13 protein-coding genes are annotated in these 16,697 nt (G+C 47.5%); all 13 read right to left on the bottom strand.

Annotation, left to right across the window (positions count from 1 at the left end):
- Position 1 precedes the first annotated feature (1 nt).
- A complete protein-coding gene (locus KNO95_RS02710) occupies positions 2-1,495 on the bottom strand; it encodes a UDP-N-acetylmuramoyl-L-alanyl-D-glutamate--2,6-diaminopimelate ligase (protein ID WP_353048110.1) in 1,494 nt (497 codons plus the stop codon).
- Positions 1,496-1,546: 51 nt separating this feature from the next.
- Positions 1,547-2,764: a M16 family metallopeptidase gene (locus KNO95_RS02705; RefSeq protein WP_214702228.1), complete on the bottom strand. Its 1,218-nt coding sequence runs from the start codon at positions 2,762-2,764 to the stop codon at positions 1,547-1,549.
- Positions 2,765-2,815: 51 nt separating this feature from the next.
- The gene (pnp, locus tag KNO95_RS02700; RefSeq protein ID WP_026826205.1) at positions 2,816-5,032 is read right to left on the bottom strand and encodes a polyribonucleotide nucleotidyltransferase; all 2,217 of its coding nucleotides are present in this window, start codon (positions 5,030-5,032) and stop codon (positions 2,816-2,818) included.
- Between the two features lie 129 nt (positions 5,033-5,161).
- Positions 5,162-5,431: a 30S ribosomal protein S15 gene (gene rpsO, locus KNO95_RS02695; RefSeq protein ID WP_026826206.1), complete on the bottom strand. Its 270-nt coding sequence runs from the start codon at positions 5,429-5,431 to the stop codon at positions 5,162-5,164.
- A 124-nt stretch (positions 5,432-5,555) separates the two neighbouring features.
- Positions 5,556-6,482, bottom strand: a complete 927-nt coding sequence (locus KNO95_RS02690; protein WP_214878238.1) for a bifunctional riboflavin kinase/FAD synthetase — start codon at positions 6,480-6,482, stop codon at positions 5,556-5,558.
- Between the two features lie 17 nt (positions 6,483-6,499).
- Positions 6,500-7,414: a tRNA pseudouridine(55) synthase TruB gene (truB, locus tag KNO95_RS02685; protein WP_251129229.1), complete on the bottom strand. Its 915-nt coding sequence runs from the start codon at positions 7,412-7,414 to the stop codon at positions 6,500-6,502.
- A 42-nt stretch (positions 7,415-7,456) separates the two neighbouring features.
- Positions 7,457-7,804 (bottom strand): 30S ribosome-binding factor RbfA, encoded by a 348-nt coding sequence (gene rbfA, locus KNO95_RS02680; protein ID WP_026826209.1) that lies wholly within the window; start codon positions 7,802-7,804, stop codon positions 7,457-7,459.
- Between the two features lie 18 nt (positions 7,805-7,822).
- Complete coding sequence (infB, locus tag KNO95_RS02675) at positions 7,823-10,018, bottom strand: translation initiation factor IF-2 (RefSeq protein WP_026826210.1); 2,196 nt, start codon at positions 10,016-10,018, stop codon at positions 7,823-7,825.
- A 21-nt stretch (positions 10,019-10,039) separates the two neighbouring features.
- Positions 10,040-10,336, bottom strand: a complete 297-nt coding sequence (locus KNO95_RS02670) for a YlxQ family RNA-binding protein (protein ID WP_026826211.1) — start codon at positions 10,334-10,336, stop codon at positions 10,040-10,042.
- Positions 10,333-10,608, bottom strand: a complete 276-nt coding sequence (rnpM, locus tag KNO95_RS02665; RefSeq protein ID WP_200868282.1) for an RNase P modulator RnpM — start codon at positions 10,606-10,608, stop codon at positions 10,333-10,335. The genes KNO95_RS02670 and rnpM overlap by 4 nt, the downstream gene beginning before the upstream one ends.
- The gene (gene nusA / locus KNO95_RS02660; protein ID WP_026826213.1) at positions 10,605-11,768 is read right to left on the bottom strand and encodes a transcription termination factor NusA; all 1,164 of its coding nucleotides are present in this window, start codon (positions 11,766-11,768) and stop codon (positions 10,605-10,607) included. The genes rnpM and nusA overlap by 4 nt, the downstream gene beginning before the upstream one ends.
- 14 nt (positions 11,769-11,782) lie before the next feature.
- The gene (gene rimP / locus KNO95_RS02655) at positions 11,783-12,259 is read right to left on the bottom strand and encodes a ribosome maturation factor RimP (protein ID WP_251125008.1); all 477 of its coding nucleotides are present in this window, start codon (positions 12,257-12,259) and stop codon (positions 11,783-11,785) included.
- A 113-nt stretch (positions 12,260-12,372) separates the two neighbouring features.
- Positions 12,373-16,668 carry a PolC-type DNA polymerase III gene (locus KNO95_RS02650; protein WP_214878233.1) on the bottom strand — a complete coding sequence of 1,432 codons (4,296 nt, stop codon included), beginning with the start codon at positions 16,666-16,668 and terminating at the stop codon, positions 12,373-12,375.
- Positions 16,669-16,697: the final 29 nt, after the last annotated feature.

Here is a 16,697-nt window from a genome sequence, read left to right as displayed (position 1 = left end):
ATCACGATTCCTCCGTATTCAAAATGGTTGCTCGGACAATCGCCTCTTCATCGAGCGGCAACTTTTCATTTCCGATAATCTGATACTTTTCATGCCCTTTTCCTGCTAATACGATGATATTATCCGCTTTGGCTAAACTTGCCGCATAACGAACTGCCTCTTCACGATCACCAATCTCGACATAACTGTCATGAGTCATTCCAGCCGCGATGCCGTTCGTGATGGATTCGTAAGCTTCGAAGCGTGGATCATCTGTCGTGATGATGACGGTTCCAGCGTAGGTCGATGCCATCTCACCCATCGCCGGGCGTTTCGTGACATCACGGTTTCCACCGGTCCCAATTAAAAAGACAATCTTCTCTTTTGGTACGCCAACAAGGGACTTCAAACACTGTTCGATTCCATCTGGTGTATGCGCATAGTCTGCGTATACATTATAACCCGGGACGTCTAGGCGTTGCATTCGTCCTTTGGCAGGATGAATCGTTTCAAGTGCTTCAGCGATTCTCTCAAGCGAATATCCGGCAGCGAGAAGACAACCTGTCGCAAGCAACAGATTGTATACGTTGAACCGACCGATAAACTGTACGGTCACCGGGAGACGTATGCCTTGGTAGTTCAACACAAAACTCGTCTGAGAGAGTGTCTGTTCAATGTCCGATGCCATCAAGTCCGCTAGCGTATCGATTCCATATGTCAATACTTTAGCACCGGTCATCGTTTCGTAGTGCGCACTTTGGGCATCGTCTGCGTTCAAGACGGCTACTTTTCCCCGTGAAGCCATTTGACCGAGTTGTGCGAAAAGCAATCCTTTCGCACGCGCATAGTTTTCGAACGTACCATGAAAATCCAAGTGGTCATGCGTCAAATTTGTGAATCCTACGATGTCAAAATCCGTTCCGATGACACGACCGAGCTCAAGGCCGTGTGATGATACTTCCATCATGACATCAGTCACGCCTTCGTCACGCATTTGTGCAAGCAACTGTTGAAGCTCTGAACTTTGAGGCGTTGTATTTTTACTTGGAACAATGTTGTCATTAATACGTACTTCGACAGTTCCAATCAATCCGGTCGAGTGCCCAAGGACGTCAAGAACATCACGTAAGATCGTCGTCGTCGTTGTTTTCCCATTAGTTCCCGTAATCCCGAACAGTCGCATCTGTTCAGAGGGATACTGATAAAAAGCTGAAGCCAGTAGTCCGACTGAACGTGAGCTATCACGTACAATTAAGTTTGGAACCGTTAGCTCGAGTGGGCGTTCACTGACAACCGCTACCGCTCCTCGTTTCACCGCTTGCGCCGCGTATTCATGGCCATCGACCGTATAACCTTTGATGGCGACAAACAACGTTCCCGGAACCACTTCTCGCGAATCGGTCGTCACATGCGTCACTATGATGCCTTCAAGATTTGGTTGATTAATTAGTTGTATCGTCTTCACTAAATCCGTTAAGTTCAAGTCTTTCCCTTCTTTCACCTGTATCCTATCCACACTAAAGAATACCTCTTAATCAGTGTAGAGAACTTACAATTCGGTTTCAAGTCACCCTTCGTTTGGGAGGACATATGATTTCGCTGGTTGCTGTTGAAGCACTTCACGAATCAATGCATTGACCTCTTCGACTTCGATGCGTTCCACTTTTTGAATCACGTGTTCAATCGGTTCAACTTCGTCAAGTAAGAGCAAGTTTCGTCCATTGCGATTCATACGTGCGCTCGAGCTTTCGTTTCCAAGCACGAGAGAACCTTTCAATTGCCGCTTGCCTTTATCCACCTCTTCATCCGTCAATCCTTCTTCGACGAGTCGGGTTAACTCTCTTTCGAGAATGACTTCGACTTGCTTTAACGTATCGGATGATGTTCCGACATAGATGGTAAAGGTGCCATGATCAGCGAATGTCGTGTAGTAAGAGTAGATTGAATAGGCCAAGCCTTCCTCTTCACGAATCGACTGAAACAGTCTCGAGGACATCGTCGCGCCGATTGCGTTATTCATCAGTGCCAAGTGTGGTAACCGTTCATCCGTCGCTGAAATTGCTCCATAGTTCCAACATAGGTGCGCCTGTTCTGTTTCCTTCTGTTTTGTCACGGTATCATGGAATAGCTCCGGTTGATTGAGTTGTTTCGAAGATTCCCTAGAAGGGATGTTGGCAAACCTACCCTTCACGGCATCAATCAACTCGTTAGATATATTCCCTGCAATCGAGACGACAATTTCTTCTGCTGTATAGCGTTCTTGCAAATAGTCAACGAGTTGGTCTCGTGTCAATCGATTGACACTCTCCTCCGTTCCAAGAATTGGTTGGGCGAGTAGGTCATCCCGATATGCCGCGATAGCCAGTAATTCGTGCACAAGATCTTCTGGCGTGTCTTCGTACATTTTAATTTCTTCCACGACGACACGTTTTTCTTTTTCGAGTTCGTTTTCGTCAAGCACTGACTCGAACAACATATCCGTCAACACATCAAGCGCCATGACCGCATGTTCATCGAGCGTCTTCACATAGAAACACGTATGGTCTTTCGAGGTGAAGGCGTTGACACTTCCACCAAGTTCATCGAAAAAAGAAGCAATCTCTTTTGCATTTTTCGTTTTCGTTCCTTTGAACAACATATGCTCAATCAAATGGCTGATGCCAATATTTTCAAACGATTCCGTGCGTGTCCCGGCTTTAATAAACACACCGGTTGAAGTGCTGTGCGAACCCTCGATTGGTTCGATGATGATGCGTACACCGTTCTCTAGTGTCATCCATTCCATGTTCTCACTCCTATGAAAAAGGCCATCGCACCAAGACGATGGCCAGAATAATTAATTTGTCGAGCGCGGTGGACGACGGTCCCCGTCACGACGTGGCGGACGGCCTTCGCGAGGTGGACGGCTTTCACGTGCAGCCTTCCGTTTCGCTTCGTAAGCCTCACGCTCTTCAGGAGACAATCCTTCTAAGATGAGCGCTTTATGTGATGCGTTGACACGACCTTTATCATCGATTTCTGTGACTTTGACTTGAATCGTATCACCGAGTTTCACCACATCCTCGACGTTCGCAACACGCTCAAGGCTGAACTCTGAAACGTGTACGAGTGCATCTTTTCCTTTGAAGAGCTCGACGAATGCGCCGAACTTCTCGATGCGGCGAACCGTTGCGTCGAATACTTCCCCAACGACGACTTCGCGAACGATATCCCCAATCAATGACATGGCAAGATCGATCCCTTCCTGGTCGGTCGAGGCGATGAATACTGTACCATCTTGTTCAATGTCAATTTTGACACCAGTTTGATCGATGATGCTGTTGATCATTTTACCACCCGGTCCAATGACGTCGCGGATTTTATCCGGATTGATTGTCATCGTCACAATCTTCGGTGCATATTTCGATAGTTGCGTACGTGGTGCCTCTAACGTTTCAAGCATATGATCAAGAATGTGTAGACGACCAGCACGTGCCTGCTCAAGAGCTTCCTCTAAGATTTCGCGCGTGATTCCCGCAATCTTAATATCCATTTGAAGAGCCGTGATTCCGTCTTTTGTTCCAGCAACTTTGAAGTCCATATCGCCGAGGTGATCTTCAAGTCCTTGAATATCTGTCAAGACCGTGTAGTGTTCACCTTCCATGATGAGACCCATGGCGATTCCAGCGACCGGCGCTTTGATTGGCACACCTGCATCCATCAAAGCGAGCGTCGATCCACAGATTGACGCCTGTGAACTCGAGCCATTTGATTCGAGTACTTCCGAAACGAGACGAATCGTGTACGGGAAGTCTGCTTCTTTCGGAATAATCGGCAGAAGTGCTCGTTCACCGAGTGCCCCGTGACCAATTTCACGACGACCTGGTGCGCGGACCGGACGTGCTTCTCCGACTGAGAACGGCGGGAAGTTATAGTGGTGCATAAAGCGCTTATTCTCTTCCAAACCGATTCCGTCGATGATTTGTGCGTCACCAATCACGCCAAGCGTTGCCACCGACATGACTTGCGTTTGACCGCGTGTGAAGAGACCAACACCATGTGCACGTGGCAATAAGCCAGTTTCTGATGCGAGCGGGCGGATGACTTCCGGGCGACGACCGTCCGGACGAACTTTGTCGACCGTGATCAAACGGCGGACTTCGTCTTTAACGAATTTGTTCAAAATGCCAGACACTTCTTTCAACTTGGCTGGTTCATCGGCGAGCGTCTCTTCATAGGCAGCTACGTATTTAGCGATCACTTCATTGATTGCTTCGTCACGTGCATGTTTTTCTTCGACTTGGACCGCGGCGTTGATTTCTGGACGAGCCGCCTCGAGTTCTTCTGTTAAGGCGTCATCAAATTTCGATACCGTGTATTCGAACTTCGGTTTCCCAACAGCCTCTACGATCTCTGATTGGAACGCAACTAGTTTCTTGATTTCTTCATGACCGAACAGAATTGACTCGAGCATGACGTCTTCCGGTACTTCGTTCGCGCCTGCTTCAACCATGTTGATCGCATCTGCCGTTCCGGCGACTTGGAGTTCGAGGTCCGTCTGTTCGAGCTGAGCTGTCGTCGGGTTAACGACGAACTCACCGTCAACACGTCCGACCGTCGCTCCAGCAATCGGGCCATCGAACGGGATGTCTGAAATCGAGAGTGCGATCGACGTACCGAGCATTCCCGCCATTTCAGCTGAACAATCCGGGTCGTTCGACATGACATAAATCATGACTTGAATATCATGACGGAATCCATCTGGGAAGAGTGGACGAATTGGACGATCGATGAGACGCGATGTCAAAATCGCGTTTTCACCTGGACGACCTTCACGGCGGAGGAATCCACCTGGAATTTTACCGACCGAGTAAAGTTTCTCCTCATAGTTGACCGTCAATGGGAAAAAGTCTAAATCTTTTGGTGCTTTTGAAGCTGTTACTGTCGCAAGGACGACCGTGTCACCATAGCGAACGAGTGCTGAGCCGTTTGCTTGCTTCGCAAGTTGACCGACCTCTACAGACAATGGGCGTCCGCCCCATTCTGTAGAGAATACTTGTTTCGTACCTAACATGTACATTCTCCTCTCAAACCTTATCTAGTTTATTATGTAACTCATTCCTACGAATGTCTAATCATTTTCCTTTAAAAAAGAAGAAACGGACTAGGACGTTGTCCCAGCCCGTTGAACAGTCTCAATCGATTAACGACGGAGACCGAGGCGTTGAATCAATTCACGGTAGCGCGTAACGTCCTTGTTACGAAGGTACGTAAGCAAGTTACGACGACGTCCAACCATTTTCAAGAGACCGCGACGTGAGTGGTGGTCTTTCTTGTGTGTACGAAGGTGGTCGTTCAATGTGTTGATTTGTTCAGTCAACACTGCCACTTGTACTTCCGGTGAACCAGTGTCACCTTGTTTTGTCGCGAAATCCGCGATAATTTCGTTTTTACGTTCTTTTGAGAGTGCCATTGCCTCTCCACCTCCATTTAATAAAAAATTGCCGCGTTGCCGAGCCGGCGTTGGTGAATCGTCCAGCCAAGCGAAACGGTGTACTTTGCGTACTTGACAAGGATAGCGTACACGCTCCTGAAAGTCAAGATAGGATTGAACGGGCCGACACCTCATCTTGTTTGAGCTGTGCGACCAATGCATCCAAGCCATCAAATGCGCGTTCGTTACGGATAAATTGAATCCATTCGATTTCAATGACTTGCCCATATAAATCCTCTGAAAAATCAAACAGATGACTTTCGACGGAGACCGCTCCCGTCTCGTAAAACGTCGGGCGACGTCCAACATTTGTCATAGCATAGAACGTCCGACCATCTTGAAGCTTGACTCGTGTCGCATAAACACCTAGACGTGGCATGACATAAGAAGCATCCATCAAGACGTTCGCTGTTGGAAATCCAATTGTACGTCCTCTAGCATCTCCATGTATAACTTCACCACAGATGACATAGGGAGCACCGAGTAGTTCGTGGGCCTCATCGACTTGCCCCTCTGCCAATAACTTACGGATTCGGGTTGAAGACACTTTTTCTCCATGCCTCGTCTGTTCTGTGACGACAGACGTTGTGAATTGATCACGCGCATGATAAGGCAGCGTCTCCATCGTCCCTTCTCCGAATTTGCCATACGAATAGTCAAATCCTGCCGTCACATGTACAGCCCCCGCGCCGATTAAATAATCATCAACAAACTGTTGCGGAGAAAGTCCAGCCAATTCTTTTGTAAACGTTAAGACGAGACAACGTTCCACCCCGAGCGCTTCAATGCGTTTCAATTTTCGGGATAACGGCGTGATATAGCGCACTGCATCCGGTTTATTTGAGAGCACTTGCTTCGGATGTGGGTCGAACGTGACGACCGTCACCGGAAGGTTATGTTCAGCTGCCACATGTTTGGCATGTGAAATCACAGCTTGATGCCCTTTATGGACACCATCAAAAAAGCCGAGTACCATGACGGATGGATACGCGTCTGGTGTATCTGGATAAGTGAGATGTCTTGTTTCCATACTGTCAAAATTCCCCCTTAGTCGATGGCCAGCATGACCTCGACTGTAGCGTCTGTCGTTCCATCTTGTCTTCGATATAAAGCAAGAGGGATTCCTTCTTCATTATAGACAGTAAATAAATCAAATTCGAGCGAAATGCCGTTCAGTTTCCCACCGTTCCGAATATAACGTTCTCTATTCTTTGGAATTGTAATGGCCGGCCAACGCTTGATCACGTCCTCAAGCGGCACGACATGTGCCATTCGCTCCTCGACTGTGTCGAATGCTTGTAAGGCATCGAGCGATACCGCACCGCTTTCCTCGAACGACCCTGAGCTCGTGCGACGAAGTTCACTCATGTGGGCAGGGTAACCGAGCTTCTCCCCGATTTGTACAGCGAGCGTTCGAATATACGTCCCTTTCCCACAATCGATTTCCATTCGGAATCGGCACACACCGTCTTCAAACGTCAACGCACTTGTGCGTTCCAAACGATGTATCTCGACCATGCGACGGGGACGTTCGACCGTTTGTCCTTTTCGCGCGTACTCATACAGTTTCTTCCCATTCACTTTGACCGCCGAGTAGTACGGTGGAACCTGTTCAATGATCCCGATCAGTCGACTCATCACTTCATCGATTTGGTCTTCATCCAATTCGTTTTCTGCAATCACCTTCTGTTCAACGACCTCACCATGAGCGTCCTCAGTCATCGTCGCGGTCCCAATCGTCACTTCGGCCACATAACGTTTCCCTTCATCCGTCAAAAAGCGGGAGAGTTTTGTCGCTCGTCCTAAACAGATGGGTAATACGCCCGTCACTTCCGGGTCAAGCGTACCCGTATGACCCACTTTTTTCGTATGAAACAATTTTCGTAATTTAAATACGCAGTCATGACTTGTCATGCCACGATCCTTATCGAGTACGAGCACTCCGTTCGGTTCCAATTTCATCCCTCCATATAAAAAAAGGGAGAACGACGTCTCCCCTTCTACTTATTGATCTTTGTTCAAATCACGAATCAATGAATCGATATGCGTACCATATGCGACTGATGAGTCGTATTCAAACGAGATTTCTGGTGTTTTCCGAAGACGGATGCGGTTCCCGATTTCGCGACGGATAAATCCTTTCGCTTTGTCGAGACCTGCTTGCGTTTCTGCTTTCACATCTTCCTCATCACCGAGCACCGTATAATAGACCGTTGCTTGCTGTAAGTCCCCCGTCACGTCAACGCTCGTGATTGTAGCGTTTTTAGTGCGCGGGTCACTGACTTCCCGTAACAAGACGTCTGTAATTTCTTTACGCATTTGCTCGGCGACACGTTGGGCACGAATATTCATACGTGATCCCTCCTCACATTATTTACGTTCGATTTCTTTCATGACGAACGCTTCGATGACATCCTCTACTTTGATGTCATCAAACTTCTCTACTTTAATCCCACACTCATACCCTGTCGCAACTTCTTTCACGTCATCTTTGTAGCGGCGAAGTGTATCGAGTTTACCTTCGTACACGACGATTCCGTTACGAATGACACGGACACCTGCGTCACGTGTGATTTTACCTTCTGTCACATAACAACCTGCAATCGTACCGACTTTCGATACTTTGAAGACATCACGGACTTCAACTTGACCAGTGATTTCTTCGACGAATTCTGGATCAAGCATACCTTTCATCGCGCTCTCAATTTCTTCGATCGCGTTGTAAATGATGCGGTGAAGACGCATTTCAACATTTTCTTGTTCAGCCATTGAACGGGCGTTTCCGTCAGGACGAACGTTGAATCCGATAATCACGGCGTTTGCCGCTGATGCGAGGATCACGTCACCTTCTGTGATTGCACCGACACCTTGGTGGACGATATTGACTTTGACGCCTTCTACATCAATTTTGCGGAGTGACCCAGCCAATGCTTCTGCTGAACCTTGAACGTCCGCTTTGATGATCACGTTCAAATCTTTCACTTCACCTTCTTGAATGCGGCTGAACAAGTCATCAAGACTTACTTTCGCTGATTCACGGCGCTGTGACTCGAGGTAACGTTGGTAACGTTTCTCTCCGATTGCACGTGCTTTTTTCTCATCTTCAAAGACGATGAACTGGTCACCGGCTTGTGGAACATCGTTCAAACCTGTGATTTCAATCGGCGTTGATGGACCGACTTGTTTCACACGGCGGCCAATATCGTTGACCATTGCCCGTACTCGACCGAACGTGCTACCGACGACGATTGGATCTCCGATGCGAAGTGTACCGTGTTGAACGAGCAGTGTAGCGACCGGTCCGCGTCCTTTATCGAGTTTTGCTTCGATGACTGAACCACGAGCTGGCATTTCAGGTGTTGACTTGTACTCTTCAACTTCAGATACGAGGAGAATCATCTCGAGCAACTCGTCAATTCCTTCGCCTTTAATCGCAGAAATTGGAACGAAGATTGTTTCGCCACCCCACTCTTCAGGAATGAGACCGAACTCTGTCAATTCTTGTTTGACACGGTCAGGGTTTGCGCCTTCTTTATCCATTTTGTTCACCGCAACGATGATTGGAACGTTCGCCGCTTTCGCGTGTGAGATTGCTTCTTCTGTCTGTGGCATGACGCCATCGTCAGCAGCTACGACGATGATGGCGATATCTGTCACTTCCGCACCGCGGGCACGCATCGTTGTGAACGCCGCGTGACCTGGTGTATCAAGGAATGTGATTTTCTTATCGTTAACAGAAACCTGATACGCCCCGATATGTTGCGTGATTCCACCAGCTTCTCCTGCTACGACTTTCGTGTTGCGAATCGAGTCAAGAAGCGTTGTTTTCCCGTGGTCAACGTGACCCATGATTGTAACGACAGCCGGGCGCTCTTCAAGATCATATTGCGAGAAGTCAACCTCAACTGTTTCAAAGTCTGTCTCATCTACGACAACTTCTTTTTCGACTTCATAACCGAACTCGGTTGCGAGTAACTCAATTGTCTCGTCATCGAGCGTTTGGTTAATCGTAGCCATCACACCAAGCCCCATCAATTTCATGATGATTTCGTTCGGCTTTTTGTTCATTTTTTCTGCAAGATCTGAAACGCTGAGTACATCTTCATATTTGATGACGTTACCCATCTCGGCCTCTTGCGCGAGTCGAGCCGCTTTCCGTTGGCTCGTCTTCGAGTTTGGATCGGCTTCTTGTGGGATGGCAGCTTTTACTGGCTTGCCTTTGCCTTTCCCTTTTCCACGTTTTTTATTGCGTGGGTCGTTGTAACGGTTTTGACCACCGCGATTGTTTTGACCGCCACGGTTTTGTTGCCCAGCTTGCGGACGTGCTTTTGGAGCTTCTTTTTTCTCTTGCTTCGGTTCGTTCGAAGTTGAAGCCGGTTTTGATTCAGCTTGTTTCTCGGCACGATATTTCTCAGGATTGAACACTCGGTCTAACTGTTTTACCGTTTCCTCATCGAGGACGGCCATGTGATTTTTCACCGATTTGTTCAATTTTTCTAATTGAGTAATGACTTGTTTACTCGTTACATTCTGTTCTTTTGCAAATTCATAGACGCGTTTTCCCAAAGCATCCACCTCCATTAATAGTTAAGAGAGAAGTTGCTTAAGCTTGTTCGCAAATCCGGATTCCGTGACCGATACGACGACACGCATATCTTTACCAAGTGCAGCGCCGATTGTGTAGCGATCGCTCACTTCAATCAATGGCACTTGATAAGACGCACACTTGTCAGAGACTCGTTTTTTCGTCGAGGCCCCTGCATCTCCGGCTAGAATGACGAGCTTGGCACGGCCCGCTCGGACATCCTTCAATACAAACTCTTCTCCCATCGTTACTTTCCTCGCTCGAGCAGCAAGGCCTAACAATGATTCCCACTGACTCATGATTCGTCACCTGCGACAGTTTTCAACTGTTCATACAAGTCATCGTTCGTCTTTACTTTCAAGTGATGGTCGAGCGTCCGTTTTTTCTCTGCTTGACGAACAACATCGATATCTTTTGATAAGTAAGCCCCACGACCGTTCACTTTGCCCGTCTGATCGATGACTACGTCACCTTCAGGCGTTCGAACGACACGAATCAATTCTTTTTTCGGGAGCATTTCTTGTGTGACCACACACTTACGCAAAGGAAGTTTCTTTTGCTTCATGGTCATTCCTCTTCTTTCACCGCAGTCGTTTCAACTGTAGCATTTGATAAGTCTTGTTCAACTTCATTTTGAACAATTTCTGATTCGGATTCAACTTTTTCAGCGAACGTATCGAACAAGTCGAGTGCTTCCGCATCCGTTTCACTCTTAATGTCGATTTTCCATCCTGTCAATTTCGCAGCAAGGCGTGCGTTCTGCCCACGTTTCCCGATTGCGAGAGACAATTGATAATCTGGTACGACGACCGTTGTTGATTTCGCCGGTTCATTGACATATACGGCAACGACTTGAGCCGGGCTAAGTGCATTACGGACAAACTCTTTTGGGTCTTCAGACCAGCGAACGATATCAATTTTCTCACCGTTCAACTCATCGACAATCGTTTGGACACGCTGTCCTTTCGGTCCAACACACGCCCCGACCGGATCGACGATATCCGAATGAACAGCGATTTTCGAACGGTCACCTGCTTCACGCGATACAGACATGACGTCGACTGTCCCGTTTGAAATCTCAGGCACTTCAAGTTCAAATAGACGGCGCAAAAGTCCAGGATGCGTACGTGATACTTGAATCGCTGCACCAGATCCTTTTGTCGTCGAATCAACTTTTGTAACGTATACTTTAATTCGGTCATGAATCTGGTATGACTCATTTGGCATCTGTTCATTCGGTGTAAGGACCGCTTCAATGTTGTTTTCTAAACCGATATACAAGTTGCGCGGGTCAAAACGTTCCACGATTCCAGTCATGATTTCGTCTTCTTTGTCCGCGAAGTGGTTGTAGATGCGTTCGCGTTCGGCTTCACGCATTTTTTGTGTAACCACTTGTTTTGCCGTCATCGCTGCGACACGTCCGAAATCACTTGGTGTGACTTCTTCTTTATGAAAATCACCAAGCTCATAGTTCGGATCGATTTCGTGTGCCTCTTCGAGTGAGAGCTGTTGATCTGGTTGTGTGAGTCGCTCTACGACTTCTAGTAGTGCGTAGACACGGATATCTCCCGTCACCTGGTCGAACTCGACTTTCACGTGCTCATTCGGATTCGCCACGTTGCGACGATATGCAGAAATGAGCGCTTGTTCGAGTGCTTCGATAATAATATTTTTGTCGATTCCTTTTTCTTTGGCAATCTGATCGATTGTAGTGAGTAATTGTGGACCCATCTTCTTCCCTCTCCTTAACTAAACGTGACCGCTAAGCGGGCTTGTGCAATTTTGTCTACCGGTAGCGATACCGCTTTTTTTCTTGTCTTGATGCGCGTCTCGATCACGACCGTTTCCCCATCATATGCCGTCAAAATTCCTTCAAACTCTTTGGCACCATCGATCGGAGCGAACGTTTTCATGTAGACGTTTTTGCCTACCGCACGTTCAAAATCGCTCGGCTTTTTCAGCGGACGCTCCGCACCAGGACTCGAGACATCAAGATAATAAGCCTGTTCAATCGGATCGGATTCGTTCAGTTTTTCCGAGAGTTGTTCATTGATATTGACGCAATCGTCTAAATCGACGCCCCCTGGTTTATCGATATAGACACGCAAGAACCAGTCAGGACCCTCTTTTACGAATTCCACATCGACCAATTCCATGTTTTCTCGTTCGACGATTGGCGACGCAATCGATTCAACGACTTCTGTTATTTTGGACACTCTCATCCCTCCTTCTGGCTTTTACATACAAGAAAGGAGTAGGGTTCCCTACTCCTTTCCGTCGTAGTATCCAACTTTGTTCGATACTAATATATCATATTTTCCCGATAATTCGCAACTTACACCCCAAAATCAAAGAATGAGAGTTGGTTCTCATCAGGCAAGCCTTCGAGACATTTCATCGTATCGAGTGTCTCAATGACCGTTTTTGACAGTTTCGCTCGTTTCCGTAAATCTTCTTTTGACAGGAACTGCCCTTCTTCCCTCACCTCGACAATCGCTTTCGCAGCATTCGTGCCAAGTCCGTCGACTGCATTAAACGGTGGAATCAGCGTATTGTCTTCAATCAAAAACTCGGTTGCACTCGATCGGTACAAGTCGATGTTTTGAAATTTCATTCCTCGCTCTAGCATCTCTAACGCGAGTTCGAGGACGGTATGAAGTCCTTTATCTTTCGCGGTCGCATCAAACCCTTTTTCACGAATATCCGACATCGCTTTCTTTACAGCTTGGGGACCTTTGATCATGGCGGACAAGTCAAAGTCTCCTGCTCGAACGGTAAAATATGTCGCATAGTAAAGGATCGGGTGATGCACTTTGAAGTAGGCGATTCGGACCGCCATCAACACGTACGCCGTCGCGTGCGCTTTAGGGAACATGTACTTGATTTTCTTACAAGACGAGATATACCATTCCGGCACATCATTCGCCCGCATCTCGGACTCCATCTCGTCCGTGAGTCCTTTCCCTTTACGGACAGACTCCATGATTTTAAATGCGAATGATGGTTCAAGACCCGCATAAATCAAGTAAACCATGATGTCGTCACGACATCCAATCACGTCTTTCAGTTCGCACGTGCCGTTGTAGATTAGCTCGTTTGCATTACCTATCCAAACGTCGGTTCCGTGGGACAGTCCCGAGATTTGAACGAGTTCTGAGAACGTTGACGGTTTCGTCTCTTCGAGCATTTGGCGCACGAACTTCGTCCCGAACTCTGGAATCCCGAGTGTTCCCGTTTTCGATTCGATTTGCTCCGGTGTAACACCGAGCACGTCCGGGGACGAGAAAATTTTCATGACGGTCGGGTCATCTGTCGGGATTGTCTTCGGATCGATGCCGGACAAATCTTGCAACATCCGGATGGCGGTCGGGTCATCGTGCCCGAGAATATCTAATTTGAGCAAGTTGTCGTGAATCGAGTGGAAGTCGAAGTGGGTCGTCTTCCATTCGGACGACTTATCATCGGCCGGATATTGAATCGGTGAAATTTCGGCGATGTCCATATAATCAGGTACGACGATAATCCCCCCCGGGTGCTGACCCGTCGTCCGTTTCACACCGGTGACACCGGACACAAGACGATCGACTTCGGCGTTACGGTAGATTTTATCGTTCTCAGTCGCATATCCTTTTACATACCCATAAGCCGTCTTATCCGCAATCGTTCCAATCGTTCCTGCACGATATACATATTCTTCTCCGAACAATACTTTCGTATAGGCGTGGGCATGCGGCTGATACTCACCTGAGAAATTCAAGTCAATATCCGGTACTTTGTCCCCTTTGAAACCAAGGAACGTCTCGAACGGGATGTCGTGCCCATCTTTTTTATACCATGTCCCACATTCCGGACATTCTTTGTCCGGTAAATCGTATCCTGAACCGACAGAACCGTCATTGAAGAAGTGAGAATGTTGACAGTTAGGACAGACATAGTGTGGCGGTAACGGGTTGACTTCGGTGATTTCCGTCATCGTGGCGACGAGACTTGATCCGACCGACCCACGTGAACCGACCAAATATCCATCATCCAACGATTTTTTAACGAGTTTATGTGAAATCAAATAAATGACTGCAAATCCGTGTCCGATAATCGACTTCAATTCTTTCTCGAGACGTGCCTCAACGATTTCCGGTAGCTCGTCACCATAAATCGATCGAGCCATGTCATAACTCATGTTTCGAACCTCATCGTCCGCCCCTTCAATTTTTGGCGTGTACAGATCATCCGGAATAATCTGAATTGATTCGATTTGGTCGGCAATCACGTTCGGGTTTGTGATGATAATCTCACGCGCCAACTCATCTCCCAAAAATTTGAACTCTTCCATCATTTCTTTTGTCGTCCGGAAGTGGGCGTGCGGTAATTCTTTTCGTGTGTTAATGAAGTTTGCCCCACCTTGGGTACGAATTAAAATTTCCCGATACGATCGGTCCTGGCGATCCAAATAATGCAAATTCCCTGTCGCACAAACCGGTAATCCAGCCTTATCAGCGACACGGATGATTCGTTTGATAATCTCACGGAGCTCCAATTCGTTTGCAACGATTTCTTTATCAATCAAGTGATGATAGAGCGCCGGCGGATGAATTTCGATAAAGTCATAAAACGACATCATCTTCTCGAGTTCATCGTCTGATTTGTTCAAGGCGGCATCAAAGATCTCACCGTTGTCACAAGCTGAGCCAATCAGTAACCCTTCTCGGCGTTTCACAAGTTCTGACCGCGGCATCCGTGCCATCCGATGTAAATAATCAATATGGGATAACGAAATGAGTTCATATAGATGACGGAGTCCAGGTTTTTTATTCTTCGCATAGATGGTCGCATGGAATGGACGGATTTTTGACACGTCACTCCCGACTTTCGCATTTAATGAACGATGCGTCGTCATTTCGAACATCTGTTTGGCAAGGTCTAGTAACTTCAGCAATAAATATGCCGTCGCCTCCGCGTCATAGATGGCACGGTGATGCTGAGTCAATTCGATATCGAATCGTTTCGCAAGAGTGTTCAGCCGATGGTTTTTTAATGTCGGCATCAACGTCCGGGCTAGTTCAAGTGTATCGATGACCGGATAGTCGTCCGGCTCATGACCACCACTTCGAAGTGTCGCCTCAAGGAAACCCATATCGAATGAAGCATTGTGGGCAACGAGAATACTATCTCTAGACCAGTCGACGAACTGCTTTGTGATGACTTCCGGGTCAGGCTGTCCTTGAACCATATCATCGGTGATTCCAGTCAACTCAATTGTTGTCGCTGATAAGGGATGTTTCGGGTCAGCGAACGCCTCAAACCGGTCGATAATCTCTCCATCTTTGATTTTGACACCAGCGAGTTCGATGATTTTGTTATAGACAGCAGAAAGACCTGTCGTCTCGACGTCGAATACGACGTAAGTCGCATCGTCTAACGCTACATCGGTCGCATGATAAGCGACAGGGACACCATCATTGACGACATTCGCCTCGACCCCGTATAACACTTTGATATCATTCTTTTTTCCAGCATAATACGCTTCTGGGAACGCCTGGACACCAGCATGATCCGTGATTGCGATTGCTCGATGGCCCCATTGCGCTGCCCGCGCGACAAGAGCAGACACATTTGTGACAGCATCCATTTGACTCATCTGTGTATGCGCATGAAGTTCTACACGTTTCTCGCCTTCCCACTCATCACGCGGCGGTTCGACTTTCACTTCCTGGAGTTGCGATGCCATCATACACAATTCACGCATGAAGGAGTCGTCTTCGACCCGACCAGCCGTTTGAATCCACATCCCTTTTTTGACAGCACTGAGCATCCGGTCATCATCGTCATCGCGCGCAAATACTTTCACAATCAACGAATCGGTGTAGTCGGTCATTTTGAAAGTGAACAATTTCTTGCCACTCTTCAGCTCTTTCCGCTCCGCAGAGAAGACGAGACCACGAATCGCGACACGTCGTTCTTCTTCGATAATCGTCTTGATTGGTACAATCTCATCTTTGATGAGCGCACCCATCCGAATTTCCGTAATCGGTTCGTCGTTTGTTTCCGTCGTTTTGGCGAATTGGGCAGCAAGCGCCATTTTCGCTTGTTCGATATCTTCTTGAACGACCTGTTCGCGAAGGGCCTGACTTGCCTCGGCATCTTCTGAGAAATGGGCCTGACACGGTTTTTTCGTGAACCCATAGGCACTATAAAGCGCTTGGATTTCTTGGCAGAGTTCTTTGTCCACGTAACTGGCTTCAGGTGCGGAACGCACGGGAATCAATAGTTTATTCTGCTCAAAACGAGGAGATACAGAACCGAAATAACCGCGCATCGCACCAGACACTTGACTCAATTCACTGACGATTCTAGGCCAATAATCGATATAGTCTTGCTCGCTCCCACCTTTTGTCGTTGAGAATCGGGCGTACACTTCGTCCGCGAACGTCGCATACCGGTTTTCTAATCGACTCATAAACAACTGGTGCACCTCGTACGGTAAAACTGCTGGAAATGAAAAATAAAAAGTCCACGTACGTCGTTTTTTATTGACGACGAGTCGTGAGAGTTCTGCCTCGTCGAACAAGTCGTTTGACTCTGTTGTAATCCCAAGGTCACCTAACAATAATTGCATTTTTTGATTCGCTTCCACGGGTTCATCTTTCCCCCTTCATGCCAATT

The sequence above is a fragment of the Exiguobacterium sp. ERU653 genome (assembly GCF_018617775.1).
Classification (GTDB): Bacteria; Bacillota; Bacilli; order Exiguobacteriales; family Exiguobacteriaceae; genus Exiguobacterium; species Exiguobacterium marinum.
This window is presented reverse-complemented; position numbering and strand designations above follow the sequence as displayed.